At 70.4% G+C, this 18,840-nt stretch carries 19 protein-coding genes and 1 pseudogene; 13 read left to right on the top strand and 7 right to left on the bottom strand.

Going from position 1 to position 18,840, the window contains the following annotated elements:
- Position 1: 1 nt before the first annotated feature.
- Entirely contained in the window at positions 2-580 is a 579-nt protein-coding gene (locus tag BG482_RS01865) for a TetR/AcrR family transcriptional regulator (RefSeq protein WP_069766997.1), read from the top strand.
- A gap of 266 nt (positions 581-846) precedes the next feature.
- On the opposite strand, the gene BG482_RS01860 is transcribed toward BG482_RS01865, so the two are convergent.
- Positions 847-1,278, bottom strand: coding sequence for a hypothetical protein (locus tag BG482_RS01860; protein ID WP_141746525.1), 432 nt, complete (start codon positions 1,276-1,278; stop codon positions 847-849).
- Between the two features lie 632 nt (positions 1,279-1,910).
- Here BG482_RS01860 and BG482_RS01855 point away from each other — a divergent pair.
- The 9 genes and pseudogenes from BG482_RS01855 to BG482_RS46000 all read left to right on the top strand — a co-directional run.
- The gene (locus BG482_RS01855) at positions 1,911-2,117 is read left to right on the top strand and encodes a hypothetical protein (protein ID WP_256096164.1); all 207 of its coding nucleotides are present in this window, start codon (positions 1,911-1,913) and stop codon (positions 2,115-2,117) included.
- 85 nt (positions 2,118-2,202) lie between these two features.
- A complete protein-coding gene (locus BG482_RS01850; RefSeq protein WP_256096163.1) occupies positions 2,203-3,396 on the top strand; it encodes a hypothetical protein in 1,194 nt (397 codons plus the stop codon).
- A 400-nt stretch (positions 3,397-3,796) separates the two neighbouring features.
- Positions 3,797-4,495 (top strand): SDR family oxidoreductase, encoded by a 699-nt coding sequence (locus BG482_RS01845; protein WP_069766994.1) that lies wholly within the window; start codon positions 3,797-3,799, stop codon positions 4,493-4,495.
- Positions 4,496-4,739: 244 nt separating this feature from the next.
- Positions 4,740-5,453, top strand: coding sequence for a VOC family protein (locus tag BG482_RS01840; RefSeq protein ID WP_069766993.1), 714 nt, complete (start codon positions 4,740-4,742; stop codon positions 5,451-5,453).
- 192 nt (positions 5,454-5,645) lie between these two features.
- Complete coding sequence (locus BG482_RS44505) at positions 5,646-5,819, top strand: hypothetical protein (protein ID WP_218108754.1); 174 nt, start codon at positions 5,646-5,648, stop codon at positions 5,817-5,819.
- A gap of 514 nt (positions 5,820-6,333) precedes the next feature.
- Positions 6,334-6,675, top strand: coding sequence for a PadR family transcriptional regulator (locus BG482_RS01830; RefSeq protein ID WP_069766991.1), 342 nt, complete (start codon positions 6,334-6,336; stop codon positions 6,673-6,675).
- Positions 6,672-7,628 (top strand): hypothetical protein, encoded by a 957-nt coding sequence (locus tag BG482_RS01825; protein WP_069766990.1) that lies wholly within the window; start codon positions 6,672-6,674, stop codon positions 7,626-7,628. The genes BG482_RS01830 and BG482_RS01825 overlap by 4 nt, the downstream gene beginning before the upstream one ends.
- 205 nt (positions 7,629-7,833) lie before the next feature.
- The gene (locus BG482_RS01820; protein ID WP_069766989.1) at positions 7,834-8,646 is read left to right on the top strand and encodes a phosphatase PAP2 family protein; all 813 of its coding nucleotides are present in this window, start codon (positions 7,834-7,836) and stop codon (positions 8,644-8,646) included.
- Between the two features lie 306 nt (positions 8,647-8,952).
- A pseudogene (locus BG482_RS46000) lies at positions 8,953-9,244 on the top strand (IS5/IS1182 family transposase); the annotation flags it as partial.
- Positions 9,245-9,330: 86 nt separating this feature from the next.
- Here BG482_RS46000 and BG482_RS45995 read toward each other — a convergent pair.
- Positions 9,331-10,083, bottom strand: a complete 753-nt coding sequence (locus tag BG482_RS45995) for an ASCH domain-containing protein (protein WP_069766988.1) — start codon at positions 10,081-10,083, stop codon at positions 9,331-9,333.
- Positions 10,084-10,341: 258 nt separating this feature from the next.
- Between BG482_RS45995 and BG482_RS01810 the strand changes: the two genes are divergently transcribed.
- On the top strand, positions 10,342-12,159 hold the full coding sequence (locus BG482_RS01810) for a serine/threonine-protein kinase (protein WP_069766987.1): 1,818 nt from the start codon (positions 10,342-10,344) through the stop codon (positions 12,157-12,159).
- A gap of 377 nt (positions 12,160-12,536) precedes the next feature.
- On the opposite strand, the gene BG482_RS01805 is transcribed toward BG482_RS01810, so the two are convergent.
- Positions 12,537-13,139 (bottom strand): TetR/AcrR family transcriptional regulator, encoded by a 603-nt coding sequence (locus BG482_RS01805; protein WP_069766986.1) that lies wholly within the window; start codon positions 13,137-13,139, stop codon positions 12,537-12,539.
- A 676-nt stretch (positions 13,140-13,815) separates the two neighbouring features.
- Between BG482_RS01805 and BG482_RS01800 the strand changes: the two genes are divergently transcribed.
- On the top strand, positions 13,816-14,652 hold the full coding sequence (locus tag BG482_RS01800; RefSeq protein ID WP_256096162.1) for an alpha/beta fold hydrolase: 837 nt from the start codon (positions 13,816-13,818) through the stop codon (positions 14,650-14,652).
- Between the two features lie 268 nt (positions 14,653-14,920).
- Here the strand turns inward: BG482_RS01800 and BG482_RS01795 are convergent, their stop codons facing one another.
- Both BG482_RS01795 and BG482_RS44815 read right to left on the bottom strand, forming a co-directional pair.
- Positions 14,921-15,493, bottom strand: coding sequence for a TetR/AcrR family transcriptional regulator (locus tag BG482_RS01795; RefSeq protein WP_069766984.1), 573 nt, complete (start codon positions 15,491-15,493; stop codon positions 14,921-14,923).
- A 221-nt stretch (positions 15,494-15,714) separates the two neighbouring features.
- Positions 15,715-15,927: a hypothetical protein gene (locus tag BG482_RS44815; RefSeq protein ID WP_256096161.1), complete on the bottom strand. Its 213-nt coding sequence runs from the start codon at positions 15,925-15,927 to the stop codon at positions 15,715-15,717.
- 190 nt (positions 15,928-16,117) lie between these two features.
- Between BG482_RS44815 and BG482_RS44810 the strand changes: the two genes are divergently transcribed.
- Positions 16,118-16,366: an alpha/beta fold hydrolase gene (locus BG482_RS44810; RefSeq protein WP_256096160.1), complete on the top strand. Its 249-nt coding sequence runs from the start codon at positions 16,118-16,120 to the stop codon at positions 16,364-16,366.
- Between the two features lie 122 nt (positions 16,367-16,488).
- Here the strand turns inward: BG482_RS44810 and BG482_RS01785 are convergent, their stop codons facing one another.
- Complete coding sequence (locus tag BG482_RS01785; protein ID WP_069766983.1) at positions 16,489-17,940, bottom strand: DHA2 family efflux MFS transporter permease subunit; 1,452 nt, start codon at positions 17,938-17,940, stop codon at positions 16,489-16,491.
- Between the two features lie 142 nt (positions 17,941-18,082).
- Positions 18,083-18,781: an SDR family oxidoreductase gene (locus tag BG482_RS01780; RefSeq protein ID WP_069766982.1), complete on the bottom strand. Its 699-nt coding sequence runs from the start codon at positions 18,779-18,781 to the stop codon at positions 18,083-18,085.
- Positions 18,782-18,840: the final 59 nt, after the last annotated feature.

The following is an 18,840-nucleotide window of genomic DNA, read 5'->3' as shown; positions in this document are numbered from 1 at the left end:
CATGTCGGTACAGGAACGCAAGGAGCGCGAACGGGCGGTCCGCGAGCGCCTCATCGTGGCTACGGCCCGCGAACTCGCCGAGCAGCAGGGCTGGGACGCGGTCACCACCCGCCGGCTCGCCGAGCGCATCGAGTACAGCCAGCCCGTCCTCTACAGTCACTTCCGCGGCAAACGCGAGATCATCGGCGCCGTCGCCCTGGAGGGCGCTACCGAACTGGCCACGGCGGTGCGTGCCGCGACCGCCGCCGAAGAGGGTCCGCGCGCCAGAGTCACCGCCCTCGCCCGTGCCTACCTCGACTTCGCCGTACGCAACCCGGCGGTCTACGACGCCATCTTCCAGCTCGACGGCGGTCTCCCGTACGCACAGGAGGACACCCCGGAACCTCTGAAGGACGCCTTCGCCGCCCTGCTGGAAAGCCTCGGCGAGGTCGCCGGGGACGGTGTCCACCCGGGATTGTTCACCGAGGTGTTCTGGGCGGCTCTGCACGGACTGGCCACCCTGACCCGGGCGCGACGGCTCCCTCCGGAGGACACCGAGCGCAGGGTGCAACTGGTGGTGGACCGGCTCGCCATCGTGTGATCCGTCGCCCCCGCGAGCACGCAGCCGGAGTCCACGGCCCCCACCCTCGGCCTCCTTCCCCACGGGGTGGCCGTCAGCGGTCTATGGCGAGGCCGGGGGACGGGTGCCGGCCGTCAGTCTTTGAGCTTGGACGCCAGGCGATGGCGAGGATCGGCCGCCGCCCAGCCCCGTTACCGCCATACGAAGAGGTTCATGGTGCCAGAACGCTGGTGAGGGCCTTCCCGGCGAACGTGAACACGCCGGCTGGGAAGGCCCTCACCGATACGTCAGGCCGTGCCGCGCTGGCCGCCCTGGGTGAAGTCGCAGTCGTGTCCGGCGCTGAGAACACCGGCACCGGTGTTGACGTATCCCTCGCTCACGCTGCCGCAGGCCCTCACCCACACGGCCGCACCCTCGGGGATGTTCCACGGGGTCTTGGTGTCCGTGGTGTTGCATCCGGAGGTGTTGTGGATCGTCCGGAAGTGCCAGCCCTGCCCGGAGGTGTACCAGGTCAGCTGAGCCCAGACCGTGCCGCCGTCGCACTTGTTGTCGTGGATCAGGAATTTGTCGCCGTCGGCCACGAAGTACGCGTAGCCGTCTCCGTTGCTCGCATCCGAGACGGGCGAGTTCGTGCCTGCGCTGGCGGATGTGGCGGTGGCGATGACCATGCAAGCCGCAGCCGCGGCGACGGTCGCGAAGCGACGCGATATGGCTTTCATCTCTGTGGTTCCCCCTGGAAGACATCAACGACGGGCGGCGAGCACCGTGATCGGCGCACCGCGCAGCGCGTCGGGTGTGCGCGTACGCTCTCACACAGTTTGATCACGATCAAGGGCGTTACCCCGCACGCATGTTGCCTTTCTGAGGTGTCGTCAGGGCCGCGGATCTCACCTGTCCGCCATGCGGCGGCTGCTCGCCCACCCGCCCGGGGTCGGTGGCCGATGGGCCTGCTTGCCCGCGTCACCCCCAGCGCCACCGCTCGTTCGGTGTCCGTGCCCATCGGGCACCGGTCGCCCTCGTCTCGACGTGATGACGGGGCCCACGGTCTCGTCGGATGCACTCTCATCTGCGCTTCAGTGGTTCGAGGAGTGGGGCGCCGAGCAGTGGTTCGGCATGCGGGAGGAAGTGCCGGGCATGGGGCCGGTCCGGCCTGAAGTCTTCCGCGGGAGTGGTTCAGATCGGTTGTTCGCGCAGTGCAGATCTCGTCGGCGGTGACGGCGTGGACGGCGGCCGAGGCGATGGTGGGCCGTGGCCACGGACAGGACGGCTGCTGCGGCTCTGCGCCACGCAGGGTGCACCGGGTTCATCGGTGAACACCGGGTATCCGCAAGGCATGTATCTCTCGAAACCGTTGAAGGTTCTTTTACTCGGCGTCGGCGTCTACGCGCTGCTCGTGCTGATGTTCCGGTACGGGCGCGGCGGCATGGCCTGGGACAAGTCGCTACTGGTCGCCCTGGTCGCAGCGCCGGTGGCGCTGTTCTGGGGGTGGGTGCGGGACCACTGGAACGACCGGGCCCGAGAGGCCGGCGCGAGGTGGCGGCGGAAGAGGCAGAACTGATCCGTGCGCGGCCGACCCGGCTTCGGGTAGGGGACGGGAGCTTCCGAGAAGGGGCGTTGTCAGTGGGTGCTGGCAGGGTGCGTGCATGACGGACGGCGAGAGCGCACGCATGACGCGGATCCTGAACGGGTTGCCGGCAGCGGCTCACGAACTGCTGTGGGAGACGGACTGGGCTTCACACCGGCACGCCTACGGCTCCGGCGAGGACATACCGATCACCCTGTGCAGTCTCGTGGACGAGGATGCCGAGGTGCGGGCCCAGGCGTTGGCCGCATTGGACATGGGCGTGCTGCATCAGGGCTCGCTGTATACGGTCACCGCGCCCGCGGCGCTGTTCGTCGCCGCGATCCTCGACCATCCCGTGGGCCTCGCCGAGCACGAGGGGCACTTCCCGTGGGACGACGGGCCGCGGCGCAGCTTGCGGGCCGCCCTGCTGGGCTGGCTGGGGCAGGTGGCCGAGTCGGCTGCCCACGGGGAGGATCCGTCGCGGGACCGAGCCAACTGGGAGTGGCGGCCCTGGCACGAGGACACGCGAAGGGAGCGCGACCCCGACGAGCTCGCCGCACTGCGAGCGTGCCGGGACATCCGGCCCACCCTGTACGACGCCGTCGAGCCGTACCTCTCCTCCTCCGACCTCCACGTCTGTGAGGCCGCTCTCGGCGCCGCAATGCCGCTGCTCTCCGCCCCGGACCTCGCCGAGCGGGTACCGCGCGCCGCTGCGCTGCTGCGGGCCCAGCTGGGCGCCATGACGGGCCGGCGGGAGCGGGCCGCCGTGGCGCGGGCGCTGAGTCTTTGGGGGATGGACACCTCCGACCTGCTCGTCGACTCCGACCCGGCCGTGCGGGTCTGCGCCGCGCTCGGTCCCGTCCGAGTGGATCGGCCCCGCGCGCTCGCCGTGCTCCTGGACGCGTTGCGGGACCCCGGCACGACAGACGGATGGTTCCCCGAGCCGCTGCACGGGGTCGACGGGTGGTTCCGGTTCACCGTGCTGCGTTCCGCGCTCGACCTGGCCGCGTCGTTCGAGGAGGTGGCACCGGTGGCCATCGCCATGGTGGCCACCGGCCGCAGGTCCATCGTCGACAACGAAAGCGGGCCGATCCTGTTCAGAGCCTTCTCCGGTGGCTACGACCCGACCCACTCGCTCACCCCCGCCCAACGCGCCCTGCTGCGGGCGTTCGTGGACACCGACGAGGCGACGGGCAGCATCGGCGGCAACTGGTTGTGGTTCCGCGCGGCCGGGCTACCGGAGAACCGGGAGGGCATCGCCGCGTTGCTGTGACGCGGTCCGCCGCAGCACCTTGTACCCATGACGTTCCCCGCCTGAGGCAGAGCGTCGAAGTCGTCCGCCCAGGTCGCGCATCAGGGTGGCGAATTTCCGAACGTGGGGGTGACGGCGGCGAGTTCGGGGCAGCTGGTCCGGTCATGGTCCGGCGGACTCGGCCTGCGTGCCGCGCACATCCCAACACAGTTGCCGGCAGCGCGAGTTCGGCGTCATTCGTGCGCCATCACGGCCGGTCAGCGACGGCGTACCGGCTCAGCGGGAAGATCGCTGGGTATAGTGCAGGGGTTTCGGGGAACGGGCGATCTGGAGTCGGCCGACCTCACGCGCCACCTCGTGTTCATCGGCATCCGGCGCCCTGACACAGCCCCGATGACCACATCGCCAAGGAGGCCGTCTCATGGAACCCGTCACACTGATCACCGGTGGCTCGACCGGAATCGGCGCCGCCACCGCCCGCGCCCTGCTCAAGCAGGGCCACCGCGTGGCCGTCACCGGACGTGACGCGGACAAGCTGGCCGCTTTCGCCGCTTCGGCCGCAGCGGGCGAGCGGCTGCTGACGATCACCGGCGACGCCAGCGACGCGAACGACGTCGCCTCCACCGTGCGCCGCGCGGTGGAGGCGTGGGGCCGACTGGACACCGTCATCGCCAATGCCGGTTACTCACTGCCCGGCAACCTGGAGAGCCACGCCCCCGAGGACATGCGCGCCATGGTCCTCACCAACGTCCTGGGCCCGGCCCTGCTGGTGCGGGAGACCCTGCCGCACCTGCGGGAGACCAAGGGCCGGATCGTGATCATCGGTTCGGTCGCCGGGGTGCGCAACACGCCTGGCAACCTGTATGCGGTCACCAAGTGGGCCGCGCACGCACTGGCCGAGAACACCCGGCTGCTGGTCGGCAAGGACGGGGTCGGGGTGACGGTCGTCGCACCCGGGGTGGTGGACACCCCGTTCTGGGACGAACGCGGCGGCACCCCCGAGGCGGCGCCGGTGATGACCGCCGAGCAGGTCGCGGACACGATCGTCTTCGCCGTCAACCAGCCCGCGGGCGTGGACATCAACCACATCACCATGCGGCCGACCGGACAGGTCGGCTGACCCCGACCCGATGGAACCCCAGCCGGCGGTCCTTCACGTGCCGGACCACCAGACTCACGCGCCTCAGCCACCGACTCGCACCCCGCACCCCGCACCCCGCACCCCGCAGGGTGCGGCTCCGGCTCTGGGCCGCGGAATACTCGGCTGCAACTGAGGCCGACCCGCCCATAGGATCCTTTTTCGAGGCGCTGACATGGCGCCCTGCCGAAGGCCGGCACTCGACGTACCGGGGAAGCGTGGCGCAATGGGCAGCCGACTCTCAGCAATCTCCTTCGACGCGCACCAGCCCGAGCGCCTGATGCATTTCTGGTCCGGCGTCCTGGGCTTGGAGAGAACTGACGATTCTTACGACGGCGTCGCCCTTCCGTCCGGGAACGACGCCGGCTACCGCCTCGGCTTCCGTCCCTCCCAGGCGCAGAAGAGGGGCCAGAACCGTCTCCACTTCGACCTGACCAGCTCCTCCGCGGAGGCTCAGCAGGAGACCGTGGCCAGGGCTCTCGCCCTCGGCGCGCAACACGCCGACATCGGCCAGGGACCGAATGCGTCCCATGTGGTGCTCGCCGACCCCGAGGGCAACGAGTTCTGTGTCCTCGAGCCGGGCAACAGTTTCCTCACCGGCTGCGGCTTCATCGGAGCGCTCGCCTGCGATGGTACGCAGACCGTGGGCTACTTCTGGAGCCAGGCGCTGGGCTGGCCGCTGGTCTGGGACCAGGACGAGGAGACCGCCATCCAGTCACCCAACGGCGGTACGAAGATCACGTGGGGCGGTCCGCCGCTGATTCCCGACCCCGGCAAGGACCTGCACTTCGACCTCGTGCCGGACGGCGATCAGCGAGCGGAGGTCGAGCGCCTGCTCTCCCTCGGGGCGAAGCGTCTCGACTCCGCCAACGGTGAGGACGGCACAGCGCTGCTGACCGACCCCGACGGCAACGAGTTCCGCGTGCTCACGCCCCGGTGAAGCCAGCACCGACAGCCGGCCGAATTGCGCAGCGGAGTCTTCGGCGATGATGTGGCGCGGCTGGTGGTCGCCGGCTCCGGCCTGGCGGGCGTCGAAGAGGCGCTGGGCCGTAGGTGGTGGGGGAGGACGCGGACGGTGAGGCGGCGGAAGCGCCGGTCGTCTGTGGTGCCCATGGGCGCGGTGCATCAGGCAATGCTCCGCACCGACAACGCCGGCGGCTGTTCCAGTTGCTACCTCGAAGCCGACGGCGTCGACAGATTCAGCTGGCCCCAGTCCACCCGGCGTATGCGCCGCCGCCTCGACCGGTTCGACGCGGAGGCCTGCGCGACCACCCGGCCACCGTCGTCCGGTTCGCCTCAACAGTGATCACTTTCTGGTCCGAGGCCATGCGGCACGCTCTGCCCGCCCGCCCCTCCATCGCTGCGCCGACAGGCAAGTCACCCCAGCACCGCGCAGCGCGTGCTGGGGTGACTTGCGCACGCAGGCCGTCGCCGCGCTCCTCGAAGATGCGCCGGCTGCGGAGGGAGAGTCGGTCATGTTGCAGGACTGCTTGAGCCGGTCCCCGAAGTCCGTGGAGTTCTCCGACTTCTGCTGACCGGTTCACAGCCCGCTGTCCGGACCGCGTGCGCCGACGACCAACCGGCCCGAGGAATCGAGCGCGCCGGGAGGCGAGTCGGGTCCGGCGGACACGGTGGGAATGACATGCCTCCCGGACCAGGTCGCGGTGGGCGGCATCCGTGAACGCCGCGCGGGAGCGTCGAGCCGACCGCCGTTGCGCCCGCCGGCCGGGAGTGGGTGACGCTCGCCGCGGGCATGGAAGGCGCTGCCGATGATCACCCAACTGGCAGATATATATCGAGACTCGATATATTCTCGAACCATGACCAGACGGAACCTGCCGTTGACGGAACCGCAGTACTTCATCCTTGCTGCGCTCATGGATGGCCCATTGCACGGTTACGGCATCATCAAGGCTGCCGAGCAGGCCACGGACGGGCGTCTCCGAATCGCTGTCGCCACGCTCTACGGCGCGCTGGAGCGGATGGAACGGGCCGGGCTGGTGTCCGCCGGCCATGAGGAGATCGTGGACGGGCGGGCGCGGCGCTACTACCGGCTCACCGAGGACGGCACGGAGGCGCTCGGCCGGGAAGCGCTGCGGATGCAGCAGGCGGCTGCCGTCGTCATCGGACGCGCACGGGATGCCGGAGCGGCCCCGGCATGAATCGTCTGCTGCTTGCGGCCTATCCCAGGTCCTACCGTTCCCAGCAGGGCAAGGAGTTGCTGGCCTGTCTGGCCGAGGCATATCCCGGGCGCTCCTGGCCCCCGCCGCGGGAAGTCGCCGCCCTGGTGCGCGTCGGGGTGCAGGCCCGAGCCCGTGCCACCGTTGACGACACCACTCGGCCGTGGTGGCTGGACGGCATCCATCTGGCCGCCCTGGCCCTCGCCGCGCTGGCGCTGGTTCCGTACTTGCAGGATGTGTGGCACTGGGCACTGCACATCGACCCCGGACAGCACGCCATCGCCTTCCACTTCTCCGGCTGGTATCCGTGGGCCGGAGGTCCCACGCGGGTACGGCTGTTGCCCTACGGGCTGCTCCCGCTGGGCTGCCTGATCGCTCTCCTGCGGGGCAGAGCGTGGATCGGGCTGCCGGCGGCGGCAGCCATGATCTGGGCCGGCGCTACGTCCCACGGCCGCACCCTCTTCGGCAGCGAGGGCAAGGCGGGCTTGAGCTACTACGGTCTCGGAGCCCCGATAACGGCCCGTGACCTGGCGCTCTCGGGGGCACTGTGCGCCGCGTGCGCCGTGCTGGCGCTCTGCCGACCCAGCCGTCTGCGACGCCGCTCGTACCGTTGGCTGGCTCCCGTCGTGCTCGCCATGTTCGTGGCCGGGGGCCTGCACGTCATCTCTGTCAGTCCGGCTTTCCAGCGCGGCCTGTTCGTCCTCGAGGTCGCCGCCCTGCTGGGCGCGTGGGTGGCGACGGCAGCAACCGGCGACCACCGGTGGCTGATCCCCGTCGCGGCGGTCGCGAGCGTCCGCACGCAGGCGATCGTCGTCCAGCCGGACGCGTTCATGCAGTCCCTTCCGGACCTGGTCGTTCTCCTCCTCCTGATCGCACCCCTGCCCGCCCTGGCCATCACCGCCCAGCGCCGACAGGGGCGGGCACTCCCCGAATAGGAGGGGCCCCCGGTGGGCCGCCCGAGCCCGGCGGCCATGTCGTGCCACAAGACGTGCCACAAGACGTGCGTGACCCAACTCCCTGCAACGGAAGAAACAGAGCGATGACTCAGCACGATTCTCCGACCCTGCCCGCACACCGTGGGGGGGGGCCTCGACGCAGGACCCCGACGTTCCCAGCCCGTCGCGTACGACACGGCGGTGGATGCCGGCTCTGCTGTACTCCCTCGGGTTCCTGACGGTCTACCTTCTCGCCGACTGCACCCCGTGGGGGCAACGAGCTGAGAACGCCCTCTTCGGTCTCGGTAAGCAGGGCGGCGAAAAAGCATGGATCTACCCCCTGTCCGGAGCGGCCTACGGCTCGACGCCCCTGCCGCCGCTGGAATTGAGCGCCAAGCCCACCCTGATGGTGGGCCTGGCCGTCATCGTGGTCATCACCCTGGTGCGGCGGTGCTGGTGGCCCGGGTGTGCGGCGCTCGGAGTCGTCATTTTCACGACCGGAGGCAAGGAGGTGCTCAAATCGACCCTGCCTCGCCCCGATCTGGTGGGCGCGCCCGAGAATCTCCTTGATCAGGGTTTCCCCAGCGGGCACACCGCCATCCCCGCCGCGCTGACTCTCGCCGCCGTCCTCGTGGTCTCCCCCCGCATACGCCCCTACGTCGCCACGGCCGGTGTGTTGTGGCTCGCCTGTATCGCCGCCGCCAGCGCGACCATGGGCGGCCACCGGCCCAGCGAAGTGCTGGGGGCCACCCTGTTGGCCTGTGTCTGCTACGGACTCGCAACCTGGCTGCTGCCGCCGGCCGCCGCGTCAAGCGCCACACGGAGCACCCGTGCGCTGCCCGTCATCACTTTGACGGCGGCAATGGCCATCGCCCTCGCTTCCGGCGCCCGGAACGACACCCTCACAAGGTCACTGGTCTCCGCGGCGACGGCCTTCATATGCGCGGCCCTCGTCTGGTACGCCGCAGTCGGGCGGCCCGCACGCACCGCACGCCGCATACGCCCCACACTGGACTGACCCCCCGGCCGGCTCCGGGCGGGAACCGGCACATCCCGGCAACGCGGCGATCCGGTGCCACGGCCCAGTCGTAGAAGCCGTCGACGCGTGAGCGGGGATGCGCCCTTGCCCGGCGTGTCCTCCCACGGTCCGGTCACCATGTCTGGAGCGGACGCCCCCAGCGCACACAGTGACTGCAACGAGGCTTGGCAGCAGTACTCGCGACAGTTGAACCTGCATGGCCAAAGTGCCCCGGGCGGGAGCTCGTTGGGAGAACGTTTGGGTGTTCAGGTTGGTGCGGGCCCTGGCCGGCGGCATGATCCAACTCTGGTGATCACGGTCGATCGGGCGGTGCTGGCCCATCGGCTGTTCACAGGGTCTCACGGCGTCATCTCGCCTGCTTGGTCGAGGAGTTGGCGGTGCCCTGGCAGGCTAGGAAAGGGGGCGCCGTCATGCTGCCCGAGGTGGGGCCAGGGGCAGCGGGACGCGGGTGCCGGCACCCGCCACCGGTCGGTGGTCGCCGACCGGCTCGTGGCCACGCTGATCTCTCTGCGGGCACGACCTGTCGCACGTGGTGCCGGGAACGCTGTTCGGCATCGACCGCTCCACCATCACCCGTACAGCTCGATGAGTTCCCACTGGTCATCGGTGAGCTGTCGCCATGGAACGTTCGGCGCTGAGCCTGCGTACGTGTCCGCCCGTGGTTTAAGGGGCGCCTGTCTTGTCGTTGATCTGGAAGGTGATGACGTCGACTTCGTCGGTTGCCGCCAGATCCGGGTAGTGGATCTTGAGGCCTTCCCGGAGTTCGGTTGCGGTCGTCAGCCCCTCGGCTTGGGCGTCCTGGTCGGTGAGGTCGCTGACCAGGCAGTGCCTGATGCCGGTCACCTCTGCCGTCAGAACGACGTTGGGGTCGCTCTCGAACACCAGCCGTGCCGGCCCGAGCTGGGCCGGGTCCCGGAAGCGGGTGGTCCTGGTCTTGGCGCCGGAGCGGACGTCTTCGAGGTAACGGGGGTTGAACCGGATGACCGGGGGACCGGCCGTCTCGGGGTCCTGGTAGAGCGAGGGGTCGAGACCGTTCATGCCTTCCGGGGTCCATCGCTGAGTCAGCGGCATCAGGTCGGCGGCGAGAACGGACCTGGGCCCCACGGGCGTGGGCACGATGACGCGCATGGTGGGGTAGTAGTCCACGAAGACCTGCCGATCGCGCCCGCACGGGCCGATGACCCCGCGTCCGTGGTTTCCCACGGCGACGATGCAGCGCATCTGGCGGGCGCCCTGGGCTCGTGCGGCTCCCAGAGCCACGAGTTCGGCGCAGGGTCCGCCGGTGAAGTGGTAGAGGTTCACGCCGGCGAACATCCGGTAGTCGGCGGCCATGACCGCGGCGCCCATCGTGTGGATCCCGTCTTCGTCGGGCCCGGCGTCGGTATGCGCGTCTATGGTGCGGCGTGCCAACTCCACGAGCTCACGCTCGTCGTCATCGAGAGCTCGTGCAGATGACGGTACGTACACGTTTTCAGCCTTCCCTTCCGCCGGCAGTCGCCGAAGAGCATTCCACGCCACGCAGGTGGGCTCCACGGGTTTTCGGTTGCCCTGACTGGGCCCCTGCGGAGGTCCCGTGGGCAGGGATGGAGCACGAGGACGTCCGCCAGGTCACCTTCCGTGCTCTCCCACTATCCTGCTTCCGTCATGGGGTGAGGTGACCAGGGGGAGGCGTACGTGGAGCCGTTGGAGAGTACGGATCCGGCCACGATCGGCGGCTATCCGCTGCTGGCCCGGCTCGGCGCGGGCGGTATGGGGCAGGTCTATCTGTCGCGCACGCCGACCGGCCGCCCCCTGGCGCTGAAGACGGTCCGGCCCGACCTCACCGCCGCCCCGGACTTCGAGCGGCGTTTCGCCCGGGAGATCCGCACCAGCGACCGCGTCCGCTCCCCGTGGACCGTTTCGGTGGTGGACTTCAGCCCGTCCGGCCACCGCCCGCTGTGGCTGGTCACCGAGTACGTCGCCGCGCCTGCCCTGTCCGACTGGGTCGCCGGTCACGGGCCGCTGCCGCCCGTCGCCCTGCGCACCCTGGCCGCCGAACTCGCCGCGGCGCTGGCCGCCGTGCACGCCTGCGGCCTCACCCACCGGGACGTCAAACCGTCCAACGTCCTGCTCGGCCGTGACCGGCCCATGCTCATCGACTTCGGCATCGCCCGGGCCGCCGACGACTCCCGCCACACCAGCACCGGCGGTGTCATCGGCTCGCCCGGCTACCTCGCTCCCGAACAGGCCGCCGGGGGAGCCGTCACCGAGGCGGGCGACGTCTTCTCCCTGGGCGCCGTCCTGGTGTTCGCCGCGACCGGCACCGGTCCCTTCGAATATCCCGGTGAGCAGCCCTCGGCCGCCTCCCTGCTCTACCGCATCGTCCACGAGCCGCCCCGTCTGGACGGCGTACCGGCCGAACTGGCCCCGCTGATCCGCGACTGCCTGGCGAAGCGGCCCGAGGACCGGCCGGACAGCGCCGAGTTGGCGGACCGGCTGCGCCGAGGGCGGGCCGCGGACGACCCGCGGACGGCCGCTCACGAGGGCGGCCCCGCTTCGGTGGCCGGCACGTGGAAGGGCTCGCTCCCGCCCGGACTCGGCGCCGACCTCGCGGCTCGCGAGGAGGACGTCGCACACCGATGCGCGGTACCGCAGCACGGCCAGGGGCAGGCGGCGTCGGACGCGGTGAGGTCCGCCGGCGGGAGACCGCCCGTGCCGGCGACCGCCGGGGTGGGGTCCCTGCCTCCGTCCCTCGACCACGCGACCCCCGCCACGCCGTACGCGCCGCCCCCCGACACCCCGGCCCCGTACGGCCGGCCGATTCCGGACGCCCCCACGCCGTACGGCCTGTTCACCCCTGGCACCATGCAGCCCAGCGGTCCTTTCGCCCCCGGCACCGCCGGGCCGGCCGGGTTCGGACCGCACGACGCGTCGCCCCTCCATCGGGAGGGGGGCGCACGCCGCCGCGTCCGCTGGACCGTCGCCGGTTCCGTTCTCGCGGTGGCCGCCCTGGTGACCGGCGTCCTGCTGGGCAACCCGTTCGGGAAGGAGACGGCCGGTGAAGGCTCCACGGCCTCCCCGGCCCCGTCGTCCTCCGCGCCCGCCCTCTCCGCCGCATGGGCGGGTGTCTGGACCGGCACGGGGCCGGGCAACCCTGACGCGGACGGCCAACAGCACCCGCGCACCGCGTCGTTCACCGTGACCCTCACCCTGCACACCGCCGAGGCGGGCGAACTGGCCGGCAAGCAGGTCAGCAACATCAAGGAGGCCGGCACCGGCCGCGAGGTCGGCTGCACGGAAGCCCTGGAACTACGGTCGGTGCGCGGCACGACAGCCACGTTCGTCGCGGCCGCGAGCCACGCGACCAACCGCTCGGACACCTCGCTGCAGTGCGAGAGCGGCCACCTGTACGTGGTCCAGCTGACCGCTGCCGACACCATCAGCCTCGGTGATGAGGGCAGCCAGTCCGCCGGTGCGCCCACGGCCCTGCACCGCAGCCGCGGCACGTCCTGAGCGCCGACTGCCGAAGCGGCGTGGGAGCCCCAGCTACGTGCTGTCCGCAGATGCGGGCACCGCGACACCCTCATCCAGCGGCACCCGCAGGGAGCCGTGACCGCCCGGCTCGACACGACCTCACCGCCGAGGAGTCCGCTGTCCTCGGGCATGCGCGCGGCGGCCGCCTCTCCAGGTCTTTGCCCAGGACGAACGTGACCCGGTACGGCGGGACCGTCTTCATCTCCGCGTCCCGGACCATGAGGCCGAGCGGGTTGATGCTCGCTGCCCGGATCCGGATCGGCACGTCGTCCCTGCCGCGAGGGTGCGCGGGATGCGCGGCCGCGAGCCGACGCGAGCCGACGCGAGCTGCCGACGGGCAGCTTCGGTCGGCTGTCTCAGCTCGCGGTCCCGGCGCGCTCATGCTCGACATCCAGCAGTGCGAGGGCGTTGTGGATGCCCTGCTCAAGGACCTCATCGGCGAGCCACCGGTCGGCGAGGGCCCGGGAGAGCTGCAGTGTCCCGGCCATCATGGCGTAGGTGCTGAGTGTTTTGGTGCGGACCGAGAGCGGATCGTCGGGCGCCAGACGGGCGGCGATGCCGTTGGCGATGACCAGCACGCCGTCGGTGTAAGCCTGCTTGGTCGGGTGCGTGCAGCGTCCGATCTCGTCGAGCAGAGCGGCGGAGGGGCAGCCGTCGCCGGGGCTGTCGCGGTGCCAGGGGGACAGGTACCACCGGACGATCTGTTCGAGTCCGGCGTGGCCGGGGGCCGCGTGCGCGACGATGTTCGCGTTCTGGGTGTGCAGTTGGTCGGCGACCGTGGTCGCCACGAGTTCGTCCTTGGACGTGAAGTGCGTGTAGAAGGCGCCGTTGGTCAGACCCGCGTCCTTCATCAGTGCCGCGATGCCCGAGCCGTCTATGCCGTCCCTCTTGAACCGGCGGCCGGCTGTCTCGATGATCCGCTGCCTGGTCGCCTGGTTGTGCTCTTTCCCGTATCGCACCGCACACTCCTTCAGTCACCGGAAGGATCTCTCACCCTCCACCGGCTCCTCCACTGTATTGGATTGTGAACGTAATCCAATGATCCCGTGTGATGGTCACCCCTTGTGCGGCGATGGAGCGGCCGCCCGCGGTCGTGTCCCTATGCCCGCCTCCGACCACTTCCGTCGCTCGGTTCGCATCCCGCTCCGTGGCTCGTCGCGGGTCGGCGACTCCGGCCATGACTTCCTCTTCTGGTACGCCAAGTCGCTCACCGAGTAAGTGGCCGACTTCCTCGCCGCCTGATCATTTCCGCCGCGCCGCTGATCCCCGTCCGGGCGGTAGTCGGTGCGTCATCGCGGGGCCGCCTCGCGAGCGTGCGAGGTGGCCCCGCCTGTTTTTTGGGCGGTGTCGGTGCGCGGGTCCCGACATCGACGCCATTTCGTCCGGCTCGCCGCTTGCGCCCGTATGGAAGTATGTTCATACTTCAATAGTCGGGGGAGGTCGAAGGGATCGACCCCACACGGTCCGACTCCCTCAGTCTTCGACCCGACCCCGGACTGCACAGCCGCAGCCGAGAGAACCGTGTACCTGCTCTGTGGCCTCCTCCCCTCCGGCAAGGAGAAGAGGCGGACGCTTGCAGCAGCCCCCCAGAAGGGCACGACCATGAATGACGCAGAAGCAGCACGGAGTGATGTCGTGACGTCGTACAAGGACGCACCGACCCGCACCGTCACCGCCGGGGGAGTGACCTTCGCCTACCGCGACCTCGGCCCGCGCACCGGTGTTCCGGTGGTGTTCATCACCCACCTCGCCGCCGTGCTGGACAACTGGGATCCCCGGGTCGTCGACGGCTTCGCCGCCAAGCACCGGGTCATCACGTTCGACAACCGGGGCGTCGGCGCGTCCAGCGGTTCGGCGCCGGACACCATTCAGGCGATGGCGAAGGACGCGGTCACCTTCATCCGTGCGCTCGGACTCGAGCAGGTGGACATCCACGGCTTCTCGATGGGCGGCATGATCGCCCAGGTGATCGTGGAGGAGGAGCCGCAGCTCGTCCGCAAGCTGATCCTCACGGGTACCGGCCCGGCCGGCGGCGAGGGCATCAAGAACGTGACCCGGCTGTCCCATCTCGACACCGTCCGGGCGCTGTTCACCCTTCAGGACCCCAAGCAGTTCCTCTTCTTCACCCGCACGGCCAACGGGCGCCGGGCCGGCAAGGAGTTCCTGGCCCGGCTCAAGGAACGCACCCAGGAGCGGGACAAGGCGATCTCCCCGATCGCGTACCTCACCCAGCTGAAGGCCATTCACCGCTGGGGGCTGGAGCGGCCGCACGATCTTTCCGTCATTCATCAGCCCGTGCTCGTCGCCAACGGCGACCACGACAGGATGGTGCCGACGTCGAACTCGGCCGACATGGCCCGCCGGCTGCCGAACGCCGAGCTGGTGATCTACCCCGATGCCGGTCACGGCGGAATCTTCCAGTTCCACGAGCAGTTCGTGCCGACGGCTCTCGAGTTCCTCGCACGGCCCTAGGCACCGCACGTCCCTCAAGCCGAGAAGACTCCCTCAGAGCCGTGACGCCCGACGGGACGTGCGGCTCGAGGTCCGGTTCGGTGTGTCTGACCTGCCCGGTTCCGGTAACCCGGGTTCCAGGAACGCTCCGCGACGGCGGGAGTGCCGTTAGAGGCCGATGTCCCGGGTGTGACGCGGCGGAGGCGAGTGGCCTTCCGGCACGCGCCTCACCGTGCCGCGGATCGGCCGTCCCTCCCGCTCGACGCGGGAAGGCTCGGCGCGAGAGGGCTCAGCGCAGGAAGGCGAGACCGTTCTCGATCCCCTGCTCGAGCACCTCGTCCGCGAACGACCGGTCGGAGAGCGCGCGGGACAGCTGCAGGGTTCCGACCATCATGGTGTAGAGGCCGACGGCCTTGCCGCGCGCGGACCGCGGGTCCTCCGGCGTGAGCCGGGCGGCGATCTCGTCGACGATGGCCTTCGCGCCGTCGGTATAGGCCTGCCTGGTCGCGTCGCCGCAGCGGCCTATCTCGTCGAGCAGGGCGGCGGAGGGGCATCCGGCGCCGGGGTGGTCCCGGTGCTCGGGCGAGAGGTACTGGCGAATGAGGTCTTCGAGCCCCTGGCGTCCCGGCCGCAGGGTGTCGTACGCCTCCACCTGTGCGCGCAGTTCCGCCGCGACGACGTTGGCGACGAGGTCGTCCTTGGACGCGAAGTGGGCGTAGAAGGCCCCGTTGGTGAGCCCGGCGTCCGACATCAGGGTGGAGACGCCTGAGCCGTCTATGCCGTCCTGCTTGAACCGCTGCCCGGCCTTTTGGATGATCCGCTGCCGCGTGACCTCCTTGTGCTCCTTGGCGTAGCGCACCACTGGCGTTCTCCACTCGCTCCGTGACGATGTTGCGTCGCACCCCAGCCTAATCCATGGCCTGTCGTACGTAATATCACGGTCGGTGGGTCGACCTGGCAGGACGCGTGCTCCTCCCGGCGGGACGGGGACCTCGACGCGCCGGTGCGGGCCGGGATCCCCGGAAGCGCATACCGCCCACCCCCGTCGACAAGCTGGGTTCACAGAGCCTGGTGAACGGGGGGCTACGGCGGATGGCCGCCGATGTGGCCGGCCTCGTCGAGTCGCTCGGCTTCGAGGGTGCCCCGGTCGTGGGGCACGACCGTGGCGCGCGTATCGGGCACCGGTGGGCGCTGGACCGTCCGGACCAGGTGGAGCGGCTGGCCGTGCTCGACATCGTGCCGACCCGGGAGATGTTCCGCCGCCTTGACGCCTCGCTTGCCTCCGGTTACCGGCACTGGCTCCTCCAGATGCAGCCGGACCTGCCAGAGCGCCTCGTGGGACCCGACATCCGCGGGTACCTCGCGTACTTCTTCGAGCGGTGGACCTACAACCGCCCTGGCCCTGACACCCGAAGCGGTCGACGACTACGTCCGCGCGTTCTCCCGGCCGGGCGCCCTGCGGGCGAGCTTCGACGACTACCGAGCCATGGAGGAGGACGTCGCCCTCGACGAGACCGACGCGGTCGAGGGCCGTCGCCTGACCATGCCGGTACTCGCGCTGTGGGGTTCGGTCGGGCTGCCGCCCCCTCTGCCGACACTGGAGATCTGGCGCGCGTACGCGGACGACGTCACCGGCGCCGAGATGCCGGAATGCGGCCACTTCATCCCGGAAGAACGGCCGGAGGCCCTGCTGGTGCACCTGCGCCCCTTCCCGGCCGACGGACGAAAGGGGTGATCCGCCGCGTGGGCGGACGCCGGGTGACCTGAGCCGGCAAGGGCGCCACAGTGAGGTCGGGGCGGGGAGGCGCGTCGCGGGGCGGGGAGGCCGAACCGGCCGGACCGCCCCGCGACGCGCGCTCAGATCGCGACCGGTGCGCCTACCTGGGCATCACCTGTGCCAAGGCCGGCATCCGGGCCGTCCGCCCTGTGCCGACGAGGCATCAGGAACGCCAGAGCCGCCGCCACGGCGACCGCGCCTGCCCCGGCCCAAAGTGCCGGCACCAGCCCGTCCACGAACAGCGACGCGGAACCGTAACCGCCCTGGGCGGCGAAGACCGCCCCCAGGGACGCGACGCCGATGGCGCCGCCGACCTCGCGGATCGCGTTGTTGGCGCCGGAGGCGATTCCCTGCTCCGCCGGGACGACCGTGCTCATGACGAGGTTCGCGCTGGGGGCGAAGAACATGCCCATGCCGATGCCGCAGACGATCAGCGCCGGCAGCAGGTGGGTGTAGGACACCTGAGGTTCGACGGCCAGTGCCCACAGTCCGAGGCCCACCGCGTTCAGGGCCATGCCCGCCGCGACGACGGGCGCGCCGCCGACACGGTCGGACAGTGCTCCGGCGAGCGGCCCGGCGATCATGGGCATGGCCGTCCAGGGCAGCATCCGCACGCCCGCCTCCATCGGCGAGTAGCCGCCGACGGTCTGCAGATACTGGCTGAGCAGGAAGATGGCCCCGAACATGCCCAGGAACATCAGCAGACTGGCCACGTTGACGATGCTGAAGGAGCGGTGGCGGAAGAGACGCATCGGCAGCATCGGGTGAGTGGCGCGCAGTTCGTACAGGACGAAGCCGATCAGCAGGCCGGTACCCGCGACGAAGCCGCCCAGGATGGGCATGCTGGTCCAGCCGTCCGTGTTGCCGCGCACCAGGGCGTACACGATGCCGAAGAGACCGCCGCTGACCAGGAGCGTGCCGGGAATGTCCAGGCTCGCGTCGGGACCGTGGCTCTCGTTCAGGCGCAGCCGGGCCAGCGGGATCAGCGCCAGACCGAGCGGGACGTTCACCCAGAAGATCCACTGCCAGGACAGGTGCTGCGTGAGCGTGCCTCCGATGAGGGGTCCGGTGGCCACCGCTATGCCGCTGACCGCGCCCCAGATGCCGAAGGCCACACCGCGCCGCTCGGCCGGGACGGCCGCCGACAGCAGGGTCAGCGTCACCGGCGTGATGATCGCGGCTCCCAGACCCTGCACCGCACGCGCGGCGATCAGTTCGTTCATCCCCGGTGCGAGGGCGGCCGCGGCGGAGGCGGCGGTGAAGATCGTGAGCCCGATCACGAACAGCCGCCTGCGGCCGAAACGGTCGCCGAGGGAGGCGCCGAACATCACCAGCACCGCGAAGGTGAGGGTGTAGGCGCTCACCGTCCATTCGAGGTCCGCGAGGCCGCCGCCGAGGTCCTCGCGGATGGAGGGCAGGGCGGTGGTGACGATCAGGTTGTCGAGCGCGGTGATGAATCCGGCCACGCTGGTGACGAGGACGACCCACACGATGCCGGCGCGTCCGGCTGGTGGCTTGTGGTGCTGTTGCATGACGGTTCCCTCGGCAGACGTGCGTGGCGATGGGTCAATGGGCGTGGGGGTGGGGGGTGTGGCCCGACGGTGCGCGGTGCGGTTTCGGGCACCGGCCTCCACGGGCTCGGTGCGGATTCCCGATTCCCGAGCGGCCCGTTCCTCAGGGGAGCTGGGGGTAGAGCACGGAGACGCCCCCGGCCAGCGCGGCCTGTGCCTGGCGGGCGGCGTCGTCGGCGAGGATCTCGTAGGCGCCGGCGGCGATGCCGTCGACGGCGATCCGGGCGATGTCCGCGGGGTCGGACTTCTCCGCGTCGACCGACCGGACCATGTCGGTGTCCATGTAGCCGACGTGCAGTCCGGACACTCGGATGCCCTGGTCGGCGAGCTGCAGGCGCAGGGCGTTGGTGAGCGACCACTCTGCGGACTTAGCGGCGCAATAGGCGCCGAGCTCCGGGAAGCTCACCCAGGACAGTCCGGACAGGACGTTCAGGATCGCGCCTCCGCCATTGGCCGCGATCCGGGGAGCGAAGCCTCGGACCATGCGAAGCGTGCCGAGGTAGTGGGTGTCCATCTCCAGGCGGATGTCGTCCAGGTCTGCCGCGAGCAGGTCGGCGCCGGTGCTGGAACCCGCGTTGTTGATCAGGAGGTTCACGTCGCCGGCGGCCTCGACGGCGGCGGCGACCGAAGCGGGGTCGGTGATGTCGAGCGCGATCGGCTTGGCGCCGGGAAGGTCGACGTGGTCGGGATTGCGGGCTCCGGCGTAGACGGTCGCGCCGCGGTCGAGCAGTTCGGTGGCGAGGGCCCGGCCGAAGCCGCGGTTGGCTCCGGTGACGAGGGCGGTGCTGGTGGAGAAGTCCACGGAAACTCCTGACGAAGAGGGCGGAGTGCTGAGGGGGAGGTGACCGACGGGCGTGAAGG

It is taken from the genome of Streptomyces sp. LUP30 (assembly GCF_001746365.1).
GTDB lineage: Bacteria > Actinomycetota > Actinomycetes > Streptomycetales > Streptomycetaceae > Streptomyces.
This window is presented reverse-complemented; position numbering and strand designations above follow the sequence as displayed.